Annotated in this window: 15 protein-coding genes; 13 read left to right on the top strand and 2 right to left on the bottom strand. The window is 64.1% G+C overall.

What is annotated here, in order from left to right; genetic code table 11:
- Positions 1–9: 9 nt before the first annotated feature.
- From Q0J57_RS04115 to Q0J57_RS04130, 4 genes are all read left to right on the top strand, one after another.
- Positions 10–3210, top strand: a complete 3201-nt coding sequence (locus tag Q0J57_RS04115) for a multidrug efflux RND transporter permease subunit (protein WP_297217360.1) — start codon at positions 10–12, stop codon at positions 3208–3210.
- Positions 3207–4745: a TolC family protein gene (locus Q0J57_RS04120; RefSeq protein ID WP_297217362.1), complete on the top strand. Its 1539-nt coding sequence runs from the start codon at positions 3207–3209 to the stop codon at positions 4743–4745. The genes Q0J57_RS04115 and Q0J57_RS04120 overlap by 4 nt, the downstream gene beginning before the upstream one ends.
- Positions 4746–4988: 243 nt before the next feature.
- A complete protein-coding gene (locus Q0J57_RS04125; protein ID WP_297217364.1) occupies positions 4989–5465 on the top strand; it encodes a hypothetical protein in 477 nt (158 codons plus the stop codon).
- Between the two features lie 51 nt (positions 5466–5516).
- A complete protein-coding gene (locus Q0J57_RS04130) occupies positions 5517–6029 on the top strand; it encodes an adenine phosphoribosyltransferase (protein ID WP_297217366.1) in 513 nt (170 codons plus the stop codon).
- A 51-nt stretch (positions 6030–6080) separates the two neighbouring features.
- On the opposite strand, the gene nth is transcribed toward Q0J57_RS04130, so the two are convergent.
- On the bottom strand, positions 6081–6755 hold the full coding sequence (nth, locus tag Q0J57_RS04135; protein ID WP_297217368.1) for an endonuclease III: 675 nt from the start codon (positions 6753–6755) through the stop codon (positions 6081–6083).
- A gap of 130 nt (positions 6756–6885) precedes the next feature.
- On the opposite strand from nth, the gene cutA reads away from it, so the two are divergent.
- The 7 genes from cutA to Q0J57_RS04170 all read left to right on the top strand — a co-directional run bounded on the left by cutA (position 6886) and on the right by Q0J57_RS04170 (position 15673).
- Positions 6886–7266 carry a divalent-cation tolerance protein CutA gene (gene cutA / locus Q0J57_RS04140; RefSeq protein WP_297217370.1) on the top strand — a complete coding sequence of 127 codons (381 nt, stop codon included), beginning with the start codon at positions 6886–6888 and terminating at the stop codon, positions 7264–7266.
- 3 nt (positions 7267–7269) lie between these two features.
- Positions 7270–8235: a carbohydrate kinase family protein gene (locus Q0J57_RS04145; protein WP_297217372.1), complete on the top strand. Its 966-nt coding sequence runs from the start codon at positions 7270–7272 to the stop codon at positions 8233–8235.
- An 87-nt stretch (positions 8236–8322) separates the two neighbouring features.
- On the top strand, positions 8323–8790 hold the full coding sequence (locus Q0J57_RS04150) for a YbaK/EbsC family protein (protein ID WP_297217373.1): 468 nt from the start codon (positions 8323–8325) through the stop codon (positions 8788–8790).
- 160 nt (positions 8791–8950) lie between these two features.
- Complete coding sequence (gene recA, locus Q0J57_RS04155) at positions 8951–10054, top strand: recombinase RecA (RefSeq protein WP_297217375.1); 1104 nt, start codon at positions 8951–8953, stop codon at positions 10052–10054.
- A 60-nt stretch (positions 10055–10114) separates the two neighbouring features.
- Positions 10115–12778, top strand: a complete 2664-nt coding sequence (gene alaS / locus Q0J57_RS04160; RefSeq protein WP_297217378.1) for an alanine--tRNA ligase — start codon at positions 10115–10117, stop codon at positions 12776–12778.
- A gap of 21 nt (positions 12779–12799) precedes the next feature.
- Positions 12800–13981, top strand: coding sequence for a 12,18-didecarboxysiroheme deacetylase (gene ahbC, locus Q0J57_RS04165; RefSeq protein ID WP_297217380.1), 1182 nt, complete (start codon positions 12800–12802; stop codon positions 13979–13981).
- 159 nt (positions 13982–14140) lie between these two features.
- Entirely contained in the window at positions 14141–15673 is a 1533-nt protein-coding gene (locus Q0J57_RS04170; protein ID WP_297217381.1) for a sulfatase-like hydrolase/transferase, read from the top strand.
- 116 nt (positions 15674–15789) lie between these two features.
- Here Q0J57_RS04170 and Q0J57_RS04175 read toward each other — a convergent pair whose 3' ends face one another.
- Positions 15790–16176 carry a diacylglycerol kinase gene (locus tag Q0J57_RS04175; protein WP_297217383.1) on the bottom strand — a complete coding sequence of 129 codons (387 nt, stop codon included), beginning with the start codon at positions 16174–16176 and terminating at the stop codon, positions 15790–15792.
- A gap of 156 nt (positions 16177–16332) precedes the next feature.
- On the opposite strand from Q0J57_RS04175, the gene hemB reads away from it, so the two are divergent.
- Entirely contained in the window at positions 16333–17319 is a 987-nt protein-coding gene (gene hemB, locus Q0J57_RS04180) for a porphobilinogen synthase (RefSeq protein ID WP_297217385.1), read from the top strand.
- Positions 17319–18494, top strand: a complete 1176-nt coding sequence (ahbD, locus tag Q0J57_RS04185) for a heme b synthase (protein ID WP_297217387.1) — start codon at positions 17319–17321, stop codon at positions 18492–18494. Before hemB ends, ahbD begins: the two co-directional genes overlap by 1 nt.
- Positions 18495–18529: the final 35 nt, after the last annotated feature.

Below are 18529 nucleotides of genomic sequence, written 5' to 3' on the forward strand. Positions count from 1 at the left end.
TGATGCACCATGGCAGCCTCCGCAAAACCCAATCTCTTCCTGCGCCGACCCATTCTTTCGTCGGTCATCTCCATTGTCATCACGCTGGTGGGCGCGCTGGCCATGAAGGCCCTGCCCATTGCCCAGTATCCTGACCTGGTGCCGCCCACGGTCAACGTCATGGTCTACTATCCCGGGGCCTCGGCGGAAACCATTGCCGCCACCGTGCTGGCCCCGCTGGAAGTGAACATCAACGGCGTGGAAAACATGCTCTACATGACGTCCACGGCCTCGTCCGGCTCGGGGTCCGGCTCCATCAACATCTATTTCTCCCTGGGCAGCGACCCTGACATGGCCCTGGTCAACGTGAACAACAAGGTTAACCTGACCCAGAGCACCCTGCCCGAAACCGTGCGCCTGCAAGGTGTGACCGTGACCAAGCGTTCACCGGCCATGCTGCAGATCATCGCCATGTACTCGCCCGACGGGCGCTACGACGAAGTCTTCATTCACAACTACATGCAGGTGAATGTGGCGGACGAACTCAAGCGCGTGCCCGGCGTGGGCGACGTGTCCGTGTTCGGCCAGATGGACTACTCCATGCGCATCTGGCTCCAGCCGGACAAGCTGGCCAAATACGGCCTTACCGTCGGGGACGTGGCCGCGGCCGTGCAGGAACAGAACTCCCAGTTCTCTCCCGGCCGCCTGGGTGCCGCCCCCCTGCCCAAGGACGCGGAAATCTCCTGGCAGATCGATACCCAGGGCCGCTTCAGCACGCCGGAGGAATTCGGCGAGATCATCATCCGCACCGGTGAGGACAGCGCCACCCTGCGCCTCAAGGATGTGGCCCGCATCGAAATGGGCGGCAAGGACTACAGCGTCAGCAACGAATACAACGGCATGAAGGCCCGCGGCATGGGCGTGTACCTGCTGCCCGGCGCCAATGCCATTTCCACCGGCGATGCCGTGACGGCCCGCCTCAAGGAACTGGAAAAGAGCTTCCCCGACGGCATCGCCTACAAGGTCATCGTGGATACCAACGACTTCGTTATGGAATCCATCAACGAAGTTATCCACACCCTCATCGAGGCCATGATCCTCGTGTTCATCGTGGTCTTTGTCTTCCTGCAGAGCTGGCGGGCCACGCTCATCCCCTGCATTGCCGTGCCGGTGTCCATCATCGGGACCTTTGCGGGCATGTATGCCCTGGGCTACACCATCAATACCCTGACGCTCTTCGGCATGGTGCTGGCCATCGGCATCGTGGTGGACGACGCCATCGTGGTGCTGGAAAACGTGGAACGCATCATGTCCACGGAACACCTGCCCCCCAAGGAAGCCACGGCCAAGGCCATGAGCGAGGTAACGGCCCCGGTCATCGCCATTGTGCTGGTGCTCTGCGCCGTGTTCATTCCCGTGTCCTTCATGGGCGGTCTGGCCGGCCAGATGTACAAGCAGTTCGCCATCACCATTTCGGTCTCGGTGGTGCTCTCCGGCATTGTGGCCCTGACCCTGACCCCGGCCCTGTGCTCCCTGCTGCTCAAGCCGCATGCCCACGACTATCAGCCGGCCAAGCCCTTTGTGGTCTTCAACTATCTCTTCACCAAGACCACGCACCGCTATGTGCGCACCGTGCGCTTCATCAAGGACCACGGCATTTTCTCCACCGCGCTGTTTGCCGGCATGATCCTGGCCATGGTCTGGCTGTTCAAGGTGGTGCCCGGCGGGCTGGTGCCCAATGAAGACCAGGGCTATGTGCTTGGCATGGCCATTCTGGATGACGGCGCCGTGCAGTCCCGCACGGAGGATGTCACCCGCGTCATCAGCCAGCATCTGCTCAAGAATCCCGCCGTGGACAGCACCATGTCCATCAACGGACTGGACATCACCTCCATGTCCACCAAGAGCAACTACGGCACCTTCTTTGCCACGCTCAAGCCCTGGAGCGAGCGCAAGACCCCGGACAGCAGCGCTGATTACATCAGCGCCAGCGTCATGGCCGTGACCATGATGCAGCCCGAGGCCGTGACCATGGGCTTCACGCCGCCGCCCATCAGCGGCATGTCCACCACGGGCGGTTTTGAATGCTACCTCCAGATGCGCGGTGACGGCACCATGCAGGACCTGGAAGCCAAGGCCAATGCCTTTGTGGCCGAAGCCCTGTCCACGGATGCCAGCGGACAGCGCAAGTATCCGGCCATCGGCACGCTGCGCAGTCTCTTCTCCACCGGTGCGCCGCAGATCTACGCCAATCTGGACCGCGACCGCTGCAAGGACATGGGCATCAGCATCACCGATGTCTTCTCGGCCATGAACGCCACCTTCGGCGCCATGTACATCAATGACTTCAACTACGTGGGCCGTACCTTCCAGGTGCGCATGCAGGCCGAGGGCGACTACCGCCTGCTGCCCGAATCCCTGCACGACATCTTCGTGCGCACCAACAAGGGCGAAATGGTGCCCCTCTCGGCCATCATGACCCTGGAACGGCGCACCGCTCCCCAGACCGTGGAACGCTACAACGTCTTCCCGGCCGCCCACCTCATGGGCGATCCGGCCCCGGGCTATTCGTCCGGCCAGGCCCTGGAAGCCATGGAACTGGTGGCCGCCAATGCCCTGGACAGCGACTACTCCCTGGGCTGGGTGGGTTCTGCCCTGCAGGAAAAGCTGGCCAGTGCCGACACCACCATCATCTTTGTGCTGGCGCTGGTCATGGTCTTCCTTATTCTGGCCGCCCAGTACGAAAGCTGGTCCCTGCCGCTGGCCGTGCTCACCGCCGTGCCCTTCGGGGTCTTCGGCGCCCTGCTGGCCACCTGGGTACGTGACCTCTCCAACGACGTGTATTTCCAGGTGGCTCTGGTGACACTGGTGGGTCTGGCAGCCAAAAACGCCATTCTCATTGTGGAATTCGCCGTCGAGGCCTGGCGCGGCGGGCGCAGCCTTGACGTGGCGGCCATGCACGCCGCCCGTCTGCGCTTCCGTCCCATTGTCATGACTTCGCTGGCCTTCATTCTGGGCTGCGTGCCGCTGGCCATCAGCTCCGGCGCCGGTGCCAACAGCCGTCATGCCATCGGCACGGCCGTGGTGGGCGGCATGCTGGCGGCCACCTGCCTTGCCACCCTGTTCATTCCGTTCTTCTTCCGCTTCATCATGTCCGTCTCTCTCCGCCTGCAGGGCAAGCGAGACCCCAATGAAGGGAAGGGACGCATCGAGGAGGAAGAAGACATATGACCCGCGTCCGCACCCTCTGCGTGACCGCTCTCGGCATGCTGCTTGTCCTGTCGCTGGGCGCCTGCTCCCTGGCGCCCAAGTACGAACGGGAAACCTTTGACATGCCCAGCGAGTGGCGCAAGGTAACCATCCATTCCACCCCGCTCTACACCGACTGGTGGAAACGCTTCAATGATCCGGTGCTCAACGATCTGGTGGCCGAAGCCCTGAAGAACAATCAGGACCTCAGCGAATCCCTGGCCCGCATTGATTCCGCCGCCGCCCAGGCCGGTGTGGCCACATCGGCCCTCTTCCCGGCGGTGGACGGCAGCGCCGGTGCCGGCGCCCAGAGCATGTCCGAGCGCACGGCCAATTACAGCAACCTGGCCAACCGGGCCTATACCACCTATCAGGGGGCGCTCAGCGCCGCATGGGAGCTGGACTTCTGGGGCAAATACCGCAACCAGCGCACCATGCTCACTGACGTGCTCATGAATACCCTCATCAGCCACGAGGCCCTGCGCCTTTCCGTGGCCAGCCAGACCGCGCAGAGCTACTTTGCGCTGCTGGCCCTGGACATGCAGCTGGCCACGGCTGACCGCACCCTCAAGAGCCGCGAGGAATCCTTTGCCATCTACACCAGCCGCTACCAGCAGGGCGACATCACCGAACTGGACTGGCAGCGCGCCCGCGCCGAAGTGGAAACGGCCCGCTCCCAGCTGCACAGCGCCATCGTGGCCGTGGACTCCGCAGAGGCCAGCCTGGCCGTTCTGCTGGGACGCTCCCCGCGTGAAATTCTCGAGGGCCGCATCCGCCGCGGCAAGGCCATAGAAAGCATGCCCAGCCCGCCGGTGCTGCCCGAGGGCCTGCCCTCGGATCTGCTCATGCGCCGGCCTGACGTGCGGGCTTCGGAATTCCTGGTCATGGCCTATAATGCCAATATTGGTGTGGCCCGTGCCCAGTTCTTCCCCTCCATCTCCATCACCGGCGCCCTGGGCACGCTCAGTGCCTCCTTCGGCCATCTGTTCACCAATTCCTCGGGCACATGGAACTACGGCGCCACCGCCAGCGTGCCGCTGCTGGACTTTGGCCGCAACTGGTACAATCTCAAGGACGCCGAAGCCCAGAAGAAGGCCGCCATCGCCACCTACCGCAAGACCGTGGCCAGCGCCTTCTCGGATGTGCGCACGGCTTTTACCGCCCAGTATGAGGCCAATGCCATCGTCAACAGCTATATGACACAGGTCAAGAGCCTGCGCCGCTCCGTGGAAATTGCCCGCCTGCAATATGATAACGGCTATTCCGACTATCTGACGGTGCTGGATGCCGAACGGCAGCTCTTCTCCGCCGAACTGTCCCTGGCCAATGCCCTGCGTGACCGCCTCAATGCCGTGGTCAGCGTCTGCATGGCCCTGGGCGGCGGCTGGCAGGACCCCGGCGTCACGCCCGGTCCCGTGCTGGTTGACACCGAGGCCCTCAAGGAGGCCCAGCGCACGGCCGGTCCGGCCACGCCCGCGACGGACGCCACCCCGGCCCCCCGTCCTGCCTCCCGGTAGCCTCTGGCAGCCCCTTTCCCTTCCGGTCATGACACGGGCCGGCCCCGCAGGGGGCCGGCCCGTGTTGCCTGTTCTCCCGGCATGCACCGTGTGCGCCAGCAGCTTTCTCCTTTACAGCATGCCTGTCCGGGGATAGACTACGGCATGCCCATATTTGTCCTTTGCCTTACCGTTACCCTTGTCTGGGGCCTTTTCCCCGGCCCGATGCCGTCCGGCAGGACGGCTTTTCCGTGGTCAGCAATCGTGAGCACTGCCTGGGCCACCGACAGCAGCGCCCGCCCGGGCAGCTCTGACGGCAAGGCCCTGCATGCCCAGCCCTGGGCGTTCGGCACCTCGCCGCACAGAAAGGACTCTCTCTGGCAGTCGGGAATGCGCGGCGGCAGCCTCACCGGCCGCAAGGGGCAAACGCGTCCTGCCAGCCCGCCAGCTGCCCAGGAAAAAACGCACCCGTCCCGGGAGGGTCTGGGCATACAGCTGAATCGCGAGGCTGCCCACTGGCGAGATACCCTGCCCCATGAATTTTCACCGGATGAACAGGCTCCGCTGGGCGGCACCCGCAATATCCTGCGCGCCTACGGGCAGGCCTCGTCCGATGATTTTTCCGTCAAGGTGGGGCCGGAACTCTCCATCAAGAATCATGACGGCATTGACCACATGGCCAGAGACAGTGAACCGGATGCCGCCGTGGGCATGGGCATGCGCTTCAAGCTGGATTTCTGAACCTGCACAGGGGCCATCCTGCCCTGCCACCCTTCCGCCCCAGAGGCCCGTATGGACATCAACGCCCTTATCCGCCGGGTTCCCGACTATCCGCAGCCCGGCATTCTCTTTTATGACATCACGCCCCTGCTGGCCTCGGCCGAGGGCTTTGCCCACGTGACCGACTGGATGGTCGCTGCGGCTCGCCCCCTGCGGCCCACCATGATCGTGGCTGCCGAAGCGCGGGGCTTTCTCTTTGCCGCGCCGCTGGCGCAGCGCCTGGGCATCGGCCTGGCGCCGGTACGCAAGCCCGGCAAGCTGCCCTGCGCAACCCTCAGCATCAGCTATGCTCTGGAATACGGCACCAGCACCCTCTGCCTGCACAAGGATGCCCTGCGCCCCGACGATCGCGTGCTCATTGTGGACGATGTGCTGGCCACGGGCGGTACGGCCAGGGCCATGGCGCATCTGGTGCGCCAGAGCGGCGCCAGCGTGGCCGGCTGCTGCATGCTCATGGAGCTGGACGCCCTCAACGGACGCCAGGCACTGGACGGCATTCCCCTGTCCGTGCTGCTGCACGTCTAGGCCGCCTTTCCGGCAGCGGCCGCAGGCCGTGTCTGCTTCCGGGGCAGGACGCTATGCCCGCCCGGGACGCGGCGGTTCGCAGCGGGGGCAGAAGCCGGCCATCTCGCATGTGGTACAGCGCGGATTGCGGGCATGGCAGACATCACGGCCAAACCAGACCATGCGGTGATTGACGTCGCCCCATTCCGCGCGCGGAAAAAGCTGCATGAGGTCCTGCTCCACGTCCACGGGGTCCGTATGGGCCGTCAGCCCCAGCCGGTAGCTGATGCGCTTCACGTGTGTGTCCACAGCCAGGCCCTCATTGATGCCGAAGGCGCCGAAAAGGACCACATTGGCCGTCTTGCGGGCCACGCCCGGCAGGGTGATCAGCTCGTCCAGGCGGGCAGGCACCGTACCGCCGTACACCTCGCAGACGCGACGGGCCGCCCCCAGCAGATTGCGGGCCTTGCTGTGATAGAAGCCCGTGGGCCGGATGACGGCCTCCAGTTCCTCCTGGCTGGCCTGCATCAGCCGGGCCGCATCGGGCCAGCGCCGGAAGAGTTCCGGCGTCACCGTATTGACCCGGGCATCGGTGCACTGGGCGGCCAGCACCGTAGCTACCAGCAGCTGCCAGGCATTTTCCGCCACCAGATGGGTGGCCGGCCGGGGATAACGTGCCTTCAGGGCCTCAAGAACAGCCTCGGCGCGACGCAGCGCGCCACGGGGCAGGGAAGATTGCTTGCTCATTCCCCAGCTATGCCACAGGGCGCGCCGGGGGGCAATGCGCCGGGCGCGTCGCGCGGCTGCGGGAAGGCTTTTACTTTCTGCCGCTTCCCTGTATGCTGACCAGGGCGCACCGGCGCCCGCAGGAGCGCGCATGCTGGTCTATGTCACCCTTCCCCATGACTATGTCTGGCCCCCTGCCCCCGATGCCACGCCGCCCGGCATGGCCGCGGCCCGGCAGCTGGCCCGCCAGCTGGTGGAGCGGCGTCTGGCGGCCGGCATCAATCTGCTGCCCGGTGCCCTTTCCGTCTACCGCTGGCAGGATACCGTCTGCGAGCACGGCGAAATCCTGCTGCTGGCCCAGGTGGCGCCGGCGGCCCTGCACGATTTTCAGGAAGCCCTGCGGGCACTGCATCCCTACGAGGTGCCCTGCCTCATGGCCCTGGCCCCGGACGACGGATATGCCCCCTTTCTGAACTGGATCGACCACAACAGCCGCCCCGCCTGCGGGCGGACGAGCACGAAAAGAGGATAACGCATGGCCATCTACGTTTGCGGTTCCCTGGCCTTTGACCGCATCATGACCTTTGACGGCAATTTTCAGGACCATGTTCTCATGGACAAGCTGCACATGCTCAGCGTGAGTTTCATGGTGGACAGCATGAACGAACTGCGCGGCGGCTGCGCGGGCAACATTGCCTATACGCTGGCCCTGCTGGGCGAAAAGCCCATCATCGTGGCCTCGGCCGGCCGGGACTTTGCCGGCTACGGTGCGGAGCTGACCCGCCTTGGCCTGTCGCTGGAAGGCATCCGCCGCGATGCGGATGTCTTCACGGCCCTGTGCTACATCACCACGGACCGGAACAACAATCAGATTACGGGCTTCTATCCCGGCGCCATGACCCTGCCCTCCAGCTATACCTTCCCCAACCTCAATCCGGCGGAAGACTGGGCCATCGTCTCGCCCGGCAATATCGAGGATATGCGCCGCCTGCCCCGCTTCTTCCGCGAACGGGGCGTGCGCTACATCTACGACCCCGGCCAGCAGCTGCCCGTGCTCTCGGCCCAGGACCTGCTGGACGCCATCAGCGGTTCCTATGCCTGCGTGACCAATGACTATGAAATCGGCATGGTCTGCAAGACCACGGGCAAGAGCGAGGAAGACCTGCTGCACCTCACGGGCTGGCTGGTCACCACCCTGGGCGCCAAGGGGCAGCGCATCCGCAATGCTGCCGGCGTGGACATCACCGTGCCGGCCGTGCCCTGCGCTGACGTAAAGGACCCCACCGGCGCGGGGGACAGTCACCGCTCCGGCCTGCTCTACGGCCTGGCCGCCGGTCTGGACATGCCCGAAGCCGCCCGGCTGGGCGCCGTTACGGCCTGCTATGCCATTGAAAAGGTCGGCACCCAGGCCCACACCTTCAGCCGGGAGGATTTCCGCCGGCGCTACGAGGCGGCCTTCGGCCCCCTGCCTGCGGCCCTGGCCGCCGCCCTGACGGACTAGCCCGCCGCGGTCTGCCGTCTTCGCCGGCTGTCCGGCATCCGGCGGGCCGCCGATCACCTTTTTTGCCTGTTCTGCGGAGAATGCGTCATGCGTGTCAATGAGGTAAAGGCCCATCTGGACCGCTTTGGTCTGGGGCAGCGTTACCGGGAGTTTTCCACCTCCAGCGCCACGGTGGAGCTGGCAGCCCAGGCCCTGCACTGCGAGCCGGGCCGCATTGCCAAAAGCCTGTCCATCATGACCAAAGAAGGCCCCCTTGTGCTGGTGGTCATGGGCACGGCCCGGCTGGACAACCGCAAGTTCAAGGACCGCTTCCACCAGAAGGCCAGCTTCATTCCCGGCAGCGAACTGGAAGCCCTGGTGGGGCACCCGCAGGGCGGGGTCTGCCCCTTTGCCCTGCCCGCCGGGGTGCCCGTCTATCTGGACGAGAGCCTGCGGGCCTTTGACCCCGTCTATCCGGCAGCCGGAGCGCCCAACAACGCCGTGGAACTGCATCTGGACGAACTGGAACGCATCACCGGCGGCCAGTGGGTGGATGTCTGCAAGAATGCAGACTAGGCCCCGCAACTGCCCGGCCGCGGCGCACTGCCCACGGGTGGTGCGCCGCAGGCGTTCCGGGCGGACGGCACGGTGGCCGCTGCGGGGCCGTGTTGCCTTGCCGCGCCACCTTTGCTAAACTGCCAAGCCAAACATTTTCCCCTTTTCTGTGGAGCACAACATGGCCAAAAAACCGGCCCTCACCCCTGAAGAAGCCCGCGCCGAAGCCCTCAGCACCGCCCTCAGCACCATCGAGCGCAAATACGGCAAGGGCGCGGTCATGAAGCTGTCCGACGAGGCGCACGTCCAGATTCCGGTCATTCCCACCGGTTCCATCGGTCTGGACCTTGCGCTGGGCGTGGGCGGCATTCCGCGCGGGCGCATTACCGAAATTTTCGGCCCCGAATCGTCGGGCAAAACCACCCTTACCCTGCATATCGTGGCCGAATGTCAGAAGCTGGGTGGCACCTGCGCCTTTGTGGACGCCGAACACGCCCTGGATGTGAACTATGCCCGCCGCCTGGGCGTCAATACCGACGAACTGCTCATCTCGCAGCCGGACTACGGCGAACAGGCCCTGGACATTGCCGACATGCTGGTGCGCTCCGGGGCCGTGGACCTTGTGGTGGTGGACTCCGTGGCGGCGCTCATCCCGCAGGCCGAACTGGAAGGCAATATGGGCGAATCCCAGGTGGGCGGACAGGCCCGCCTCATGTCCCACGCCATGCGCCGGCTCACCGGCACCATCCACAAGTCCCGCACCTCGGTGGTCTTCATCAACCAGATCCGCATGAAGATCGGCGTCACGGGCTACGGCAGCCCCGAAACCACCACCGGCGGCAATGCCCTCAAGTTCTATTCCTCGGTGCGCATGGACATTCGCCGCATCCAGACCCTCAAGGACAAGGAAGAGTCCTTCGGCTCGCGCACCCGCGTCAAGGTGGTCAAGAACAAGGTGGCGCCGCCCTTCCGCAGCGCCGTTTTCGACATTCTCTACGGGCAGGGCATTTCCCGCTCTGGAGAGCTGATCGACCTGGGCGTCGAGGCCAAGATCATCGAACAGAGCGGCTCGTGGTTTGCCTTTGGTTCCGAAAAGCTGGGGCAGGGCCGCGAAAAGGTACGCGCCCTGCTGGACGAGGACACGGAACTGCGCAACCGCATCGAGGCCAGGGTGGTGGAATATCTGGGCATGCATCCGCAGGAGCTGATGCCTGCCTCCACTGATCTGGACAATGACGACATGACGCCGGGCGGCATGGACGATACCGTGCCGGACGACCTGTAGTACCGGCTGTCCGGGTGGCGCCGCGCCTGTCACCGCCCCATTCCCCCCGTGAGGTTTTCCATGCTTACCGCCAAAGAAATACGACAGAAATATCTTGCCTTCTTTGCCCGTCACGGGCACATGATCGTGCCCTCCGGCCCCATCATTCCCGCCAAAGACCCCACCCTGCTCTTCACCAATGCGGGCATGGTGCCCTTCAAGAAATACTTTACCGGTGAGGAAACGCCGCCCTGCCGCCGCATGACCTCGGCCCAGAAGTGCCTGCGTGTTTCCGGCAAGCACAATGACCTGGAAAACGTGGGCCGTACCGCCCGGCACCATACCTTCTTTGAAATGCTGGGCAATTTCTCCTTCGGCGACTATTTCAAGCGCGAGGCCATCCACATGGCCTGGGAATTCGTGACCGAGGAACTGCGCCTGCCCAAAGAACGGCTCTGGATCACCATCTACCGCGATGATGACGAGGCCGCGGCCATCTGGCACGACGAAATCGGCATTCCCCTGGAACGCATCGTGCGCCTGGGCGAGAAGGACAATTTCTGGACCATGGGCGATACCGGCCCCTGCGGTCCCTGTTCGGAAATCCACTTTGACCAGGGCGAGGACATGGCCTGCGGCCCCCACTGCGGCGTGGGACAATGCGACTGTGACCGCTTCCTGGAAATCTGGAATCTGGTCTTCACCCAGTTTGACCAGCAGGCCGATGGCAGCCGCCTGCCGCTGGCCAGGCCCAATATCGATACGGGCATGGGCCTGGAACGCATTGCCGCCGTCTGTCAGGGCAAGCGCTCCAATTTTGACTGCGATCTTTTCCAGGACATCATCCAGTACGCGGCGGCCCAGGCCCATGTGCAGTACAGCTACAGCGCGCCGGATACCAACGAGGTGGACACGGCTCTGCGCGTCATTGCCGACCATGCCCGCTCGGCGGCCTTCCTCATTGCGGCGGGCATTCTGCCCTCCAACGAAGGCCGGGGCTATGTGCTGCGCCGGCTCATCCGCCGCGCGCTGCGTTTTGCCACGCTCATGGGCGTGCACGAACCCTTCCTCTACCGTGTCTGCCGCAAGGTCACGGACATCATGGGAGACGACTATCCCGAACTGATCGAGCAGGCCGACTTCATCAGCCGCGCGGTCCACGAAGAAGAACAGCGCTTTTCCCTGACCCTGGGCAAGGGGCTTGAGCTGCTGGAAGCCGAGCTGACCCAGCTGGCTGCCCGCGGCGAAACGCTCATTCCCGGAGAATTCTGCTTCAGGCTCTCGGACACCTACGGCTTCCCGCTGGATATCGTCACCGACGTCTCCGAAAAGCGCGGCTTTCAGGTGGACGCCGAGGGCTTTGAAGAACAGCTGGCCCTGCAACGCCGCCGTGCCCGCGAACATCAGAAAAAGGCCGGTCTGCTGGGACAGGACAACGGCGAAAATCCGCTGGCTCACCTGGTGGATGCCGGCCTGACCAGCACCTATGTGGGCGACACCACGCTGGAGGCGGATTCACGCATCACGGCCCTGCTGGATGCCCAGGGGCAGCCGGCCCCCAGCCTGAACCAGGGAGAACGGGGCTATGTGGCCACGGCGCAGACCCCCTTCTACGGGGAATCCGGCGGACAGGTCGGCGATACGGGCAGCCTGAACGGACAGAACGGGGCACAGGCCCGCGTCCTTGCCACGCTGAAACCCGCGGCGAGCCTCATGGTGCACGAGGTGGAAGTGACTGCCGGCGCCCTGCACGCGGAAGACGCCGTCCGCCTGATCGTGGATGCCACCCGCCGTGAAGCCGTGACCCGCAACCACAGCGCCACCCATCTGCTGCATGCGGCCCTGCGCAAGGTGCTTGGCAAGCATGTGAAGCAGGCCGGCTCGCTGGTGACGGACGAACGCCTGCGCTTTGACTTCTGCCATCTGTCGGCCCTGACGCCGGAGGAACTGGCGGCCGTGGAACGGGAGGTCAGTGCGTCCATCATGGCCGATGCGCCGGTGCATATTGACGAAATGGCGCGCGAAGATGCCGAAAAGCTGGGCGCCATGGCCCTGTTTGGCGAAAAGTACGGCCATACCGTGCGCGTGGTGCGCATGGGTGATACGGCGCAGCCCCTTTCCTGCGAATTGTGCGGCGGCAGCCATGTGACCCGCACCGGGGTCATCGGCCCCTTCCTCATCATGAGCGAAAGCGGCGTGGCTGCGGGCATTCGCCGCATCGAAGCCCTCACGGGCTGGAAGGCCCTGGAAGCCATCTGGCAGCAGCGGACCGGCCTGCACGAGGCCGCGGCCCTGCTCAAGACCCGGCCCGATCAGCTGAACGAACGCATCCAGGCCCTTCAGGCCGAAACCAAGAAGCTGCGCAAGGCCATGGAAAAAGCCGCCGCGCCCGCATCCGGCGACATCATGCAGGGACTTGAGGAAGTGAACGGCATCAAGCTGCTCACGGCCCGCCTGGACAATGTGCCCGTCAAGGCCCTGCGCGATCTCATGGACGGCGTGCGCTCCCGCCTGCCTTCGGGCATTGCCTGTCTGGCCACGGTGGAAGGCGAGAAGGTGGGCCTGCTGCTCTATGTTTCCAAGGATCTTCATGACCGCTTCACCGCGCCCGCGCTCATCAAGGCCGTGGCCGCGCCCTGCGGCGGTTCCGGTGGCGGCCGTCCCGACCTCGCGCAGGCGGGCGGCAGCAAGGTCGACGGCATCGATGCCGCCTTCAGGACCCTCAAACAGGAAATCGGCGGCTAGCCGCCAAAAGGATAATATGTCATGATCGGTATTTCCAAACTCTACTGCGGACAGGTGGAACCCTCCGACGCCCTGCGCTACGGCCGCCAGTCCGGTCAGCTGCCTTCGCATCTGCTCCAGTTCTCCAAGGACAAGAAACCCGTGGTCGTGTGGAACATGACCCAGCGCTGCAATCTCAAGTGCGTGCACTGCTACGCCCAGGCCGTCCCCGTGGATGGCGCGGACGATATTTCCACCGAAAAAGCCAAGGCCATGATTGACGACCTGGCCGCCTACGGCGCGCCGGTCATGCTCTTCTCCGGCGGCGAACCGCTGGTGCGCAAGGACCTGGTGGAACTGGCCAGCCATGCCACGGCCAAGGGCATGCGTGCGGTCATTTCCACCAACGGTACCCTCATCACCAAGGAAAAGGCCCGCCAGCTCAAGCAGGTGGGGCTTTCCTACGTGGGCATTTCCCTGGACGGCATGGAAGCGGTGCATGATCACTTCCGCGGCGTACCGGGCGCCTTCAAAAAGGCCCTGGAAGGCATTGCCAACTGTCAGGAAGAGGGTCTCAAGGTGGGCCTGCGCTTCACCATCAACAAGCGTAACGTGGCCGAAATTCCCGGTATCTTCCGCCTGCTGCGCGAACGCCAGGTGCCCCGCGCCTGTTTCTATCACCTGGTCTATTCCGGCCGCGGCTCCGAACTCATCAAGGAAGACCTGGACCATGCCGAAACCCGCCAGGTGCTGGACCTCATCATGGACGAGACCCGCGCCTGCTTCGATGCCGGCCAGCCCAAGGAAATCCTCACCGTGGACAATCACGCCGACGGCCCCTACGTCTGGATGCGCCTCAAGCGCGAAGATCCCAAGCGCGCCGAAGAAGTGTTTGAGCTGCTGCAATACAACGAGGGCAACAACTCCGGCCGCGGCATCGGCTGCATCTCCTGGGACGGCAAGGTGCATGCCGACCAGTTCTGGCGCAATCACGTCTTCGGCAATGTGCTGGAGCGCCCCTTCTCCCAGATCTGGGATGATCCCAACATCGAACTGCTGCACAAGCTCAAGGACAAGAAGGCCTATGTGAAGGGCCGCTGTGCCAAGTGCCGCTTCCTCAACATCTGCGGCGGCAACTTCCGTGCCCGCGCCGAAGCCTACTATGGCGACGAATGGGCGCAGGACCCGGCCTGCTACCTCACGGACGAGGAAATCGGCCTGTAATTCCCGCCTTTCCGCCCGGCACGTCCGGCGCCCCTGCGGCGCCGGGCGGCCGGGAAAGGCTGCCCCCTACTCCCGGGGGCAGCAGCCCGCCCGGTACGCCCCCAAACCTTCCCGTGACACCCGGCGGCAACGCCCTTCCCATGCTGTAAAGGACGCACTATGCGCCTGCCTGCCTCCCTTTCCGGTAGTGTCGTTTCCCTTCTGCTGACCCTGACCATGGCCGGCCAGAGCCTGCTGACGCAGCATCTGAGCGGCATTGATGTGCAGGGACTCATCCTTATGGACGTAGCGGCGGCCCTGCTGCTTGTGCTGCTCTGTAGCCGGGGCCTGCTGCGAGCAATGAGTCTGCTGCAAAGCCTGTTTTCTCTCTTCTGTCTCAGCTATGCCTCCTGCATGGGCATGCCGCCGACGCTTGCCGCCGTCCTTCACGGCAGCAAACAGATACTGGGCATGGATCTGCGCAGTCTGTACAGCTATCTCGATGTTGCCGCCCTGGGCATTCTGTCACTCTTCCTTATTGCGCAGTGGTGGCTTTGCGGCCACATTCCCCGCCACAGGCGGCGCTGGCCGGCCCTCATTCCGGCCTGCATCCTGCTGGCGGCGCAATGCAACGCCTGCCTGATCCAGCCGCCCCGGCAGTTCTCGCCGGAATTTGTGACGGGCGAAGGCCGATCCCTCTTTGAGCCTCCGGCGCGCCGCTCTCTCAAGTACCGGGGCTATCTGTCCACCTTTCTGCTGGAAGCAGGATCAGGCGCAGCCTTCTCTCCGGTTCATGCTCCCGCCCAAATCTGTTCTGCTGCGGGAACGGAAACCCTGCCTCTCCCCGCAAGCCCTTCACAGGTGGCACTGGTACAGGTGGAATCCCTTGACTTTGAACTGCTGGAAATGAACGTGGACGGGCAGCCTGTCATGCCCTTTCTGCGCTCCCTGCTCCCGGACGCCATCCTGCTTCGTCTGAACGGCATCAAGAAACTGGCTTCTGCCAATTCCGACTTTGAAATCTTCAACGGCCTGGAAGCCAGCACAGATATTGTTCATTACGAATACGAAAAGGACTATCCGCGCAGCCTTATCCCGCATCTGACCGCGGGAGGCCGCCCCGTGGAAGTCTTCCACGGTCTTCCTGCCGAGTATATGAACCTCAAGGCAGCGTACAAATTGCAGGGCTTCACGCGCTACCATGACATCGAGGTCATGCGTGCTGCCGGTGTCAGGCCGCTGGACTGCTGGTGGGCAGGCGTCGTCAGAGACAGCGATCTTTTCGACTATGCTGCCCGCAAGATGCCTTCTGGTCCCTTTGTCCAGTTTATCATCACCATGAGCATGCATCTGCCCGAATATGTGCATCTGGTCACCAAAGACCGGCGTTTCACCTCGTCTCCACGCGCTGCCTTTCTCACGCTGGCCCACGATACGGATGCCGCCCTGAAACGCTATGTGGAAAAACTGCCCTCAGGCACCATGCTCATCCTCTGGGGCGACCACCGCTCCTACGCCCCGGGCAATTCCGGCCAGGTTCCCTTCCTGGTCTATACCAAGGGGCAGCGGCACCATTTTGACGGCCGCGACCTGCCCGGCCTGACCCGCTGCAAGATGCATTACTATCTGCGCCGCCTGCTGGGCTGCCCGGCCATGGCGCCGCAGGGACAGTGCCCCCGCACAGACCGCACGGAGCCGCAAAAGCGTCCGTAAGGCATGCGCCTCTGCCAGTGCCGATATGTGCACAGTATAGTCAGAAGAAAGAGGAACCTTGCCCGGGGTCACGGGGAGAAACGTGGCGAGCGACCCCAGCGAAAGACGGCCGACCGTCAGTCCAGCACACGCGCCAGCAGAAAGCCCAGCCAGACCACGGCCAGAAAGCACTGGGCCGTGAACTGCGCCGCGCTGCCCATGTCCTTGGCCTTTTTGGACAGGGGATGGCGCTCCAGCGAAATACGGTCCACCACGTTTTCAATGGCGCTGTTGAGCAATTCCACCAGCAGGCAGATCACCAGGGGCAGTACCAGCACTATCCGCTCGCTCCAGCTCTCCCCCAGCCAGCAGGCCAGCGGCATGCCCGCCACCGCCAGCAGAACAATCTGACGAAAGGCCTCCTCGTCCTGCCAGGCGGCCCTGTACCCGTCCAGCGAATAGCGTACGGCATTCCGCAGGCGCTGGAGGCCGCGTCGTCCCTTCATGTCATTGCGTTCTTCCATGGGAGATTCTCCTGGGAACGGCCGCCGTGCGGGCGGCGGCTTTGTGTGATGGTCCACTTTTCCCCTGCGTCATTTTGAGCTATAGTGCCTCGCACATCAGGACAGCCTGATCGTATCAGTCCACAACCGCGGGATTTTCCCGCATCGAGGTATATCATGCAAAGCTTTCATCGTGGTCGCCGCCTGCGCAGCTCTGCCCGGGTGCGCGAAATGGTGCGCGAAACCGCGCCCCTGCTGGCTGAAGACCTTATCATGCCCTACTTTGTGGTGGAACATGACGATCCCCACTTCCGCAAGGAAATCAGCGCCATGCCCGGCCAGTACCAGCTGTCGCTGGACGAACTGGAAAAGCAGGTGGAAAAGGCCGTGAATAACGGCCTCAAGGCCACCATCATCTTTGGCATTCCGGCCGTCAAGGACGAAAAGGCCTCGGGCGCCTATGCCGAAGACGGCATCGTACAGCAGGCCGTCCGCCGGCTCAAGAAGCGCTGGCCCGACCTGTATGTCATTACCGACGTCTGCCTGTGCGAATACATGAGCCATGGGCACTGCGGCGTGCTGACCCCCGAAGGGGCCGTGCTCAATGATCCCACCCTGCCCCTGCTGGCCAAGACCGCCGTGAGCCATGTGGCGGCCGGCGCGGACATGGTGGCGCCCTCGGATATGATGGACGGGCGCGTGGCCGCCATCCGCCAGGCGCTGGACGAGGCCGGCTACAGCATGACGCCCATCATGTCCTATGCCGTGAAATATGCCTCCGCCTTCTACGGTCCCTTCCGCGAGGCGGCCGAATCCGCCCCTGCCTGCGGTGACCGCAAGGCCTATCAGATGGATCCCTGCAATGCCCGCGAAGCCCGCATCGAAGCCCTGGCGGACCTGGACGAAGGGGCAGACTGCCTCATCGTCAAGCCGGCCGGTCCCTATATGGACATCCTGCGCCAGGTGCGCGATCTGACGGATGTGCCCCTGTGCGCCTATCAGGTCAGCGGCGAATATGCCATGATCCGGGCAGCGGGCATCAACGGCTGGATCGATGAAGAGGCCGTCATGCTGGAAAGCCTGCTGGGCCTGAAGCGGGCCGGCGCCAAGATGCTCATTACCTATTTCACGGAAACCCTGCTGGAAAAAAGGCTGGTTCGCTAATGGACGGACATACCGCACATCCCGCAGCCGGACATCCCGGCGGACACCCCGGGCATCCGGGGGGACATCCAGGGGGAAAGCCGGGAGGCCATCCCGGCGGCAGGCCGCGCCTGCTGCCCGACGGCTCCCCCACCTGCAAGCTCATTGCCTGGGAGGTGACCCGCTCCTGCAACCTGGCCTGCAAGCACTGCCGGGCCGAGGCGCACCCGGAACCCTATCCGGGCGAGCTGTCCACCGAAGAGGCCAAGGCCCTCATCGACACCTTCCCCGAGGTGGGCAATCCCATCATCATTTTCACCGGCGGCGATCCCATGATGCGCCCCGATGTCTATGACCTGGTGGCCTATGCCCACGGCAAGGGACTGCATTGCGCCTTTTCGCCCAACGGCACCCTCATCACGCCGGAACTGGCACAGAAAATCCGCGATGCCGGTGTGGAGCGGGTCTCCATCTCCATTGACGGGGCCGATGCCGCCAGTCATGACGACTTCCGCGGCGTGCCCGGCGCCTTCGAGGCCTCCATGCGGGGCATCGACTACCTCAAGCAGGCAGGGGTGCCCTTCCAGATCAATACCACGGTGACCCGCAACAATCTGCACAGCTTCCGGGATATCTTCCACCTGTGCGAACGCATCGGAGCCGCGGCGTGGCACATCTTCCTGCTGGTGCCCATGGGCCGGGCCTCCGGTCTGGCCGATCAGGTCATCAGCGCCCAGGAGTACGAGGACGTGCTGCACTGGCTCTATGACTTCCGCAAGACCACCAGCATGCACCTCAAGGCCACCTGTGCGCCGCACTATTACCGCATCATGCGGCAGCGCGCCCACGAGGAAGGCATTGCCGTCACGCCCGACACCTTCGGCATGGATGCCCTGACCCGCGGCTGCCTGGGCGGCACGGGCTTCTGCTTCATCAGTCATACGGGGCAGGTGCAGCCCTGCGGCTACCTGGAGCTGAACTGCGGCAACATCCGGGAAACGCCCTTCCCGGAAATCTGGCGCAACAGCAGCTACTTCCGGCAGTTCCGCGACCAGTCCGCCTACGAGGGCAAATGCGGCGTCTGCGAATTCCACAAGGTCTGCGGCGGCTGCCGCGCCCGTGCCTGGAGCATGACCGGCAATCACATGGGGCCTGAACCCCTGTGCACCTACGAACCCAAACGGCAGGCCCGCTAGCCCGCCGGATTGTCCAGGGGCGGCCCGCCATGGCG

The organism is uncultured Desulfovibrio sp., from assembly GCF_944324505.1.
GTDB lineage: Bacteria > Desulfobacterota > Desulfovibrionia > Desulfovibrionales > Desulfovibrionaceae > Desulfovibrio.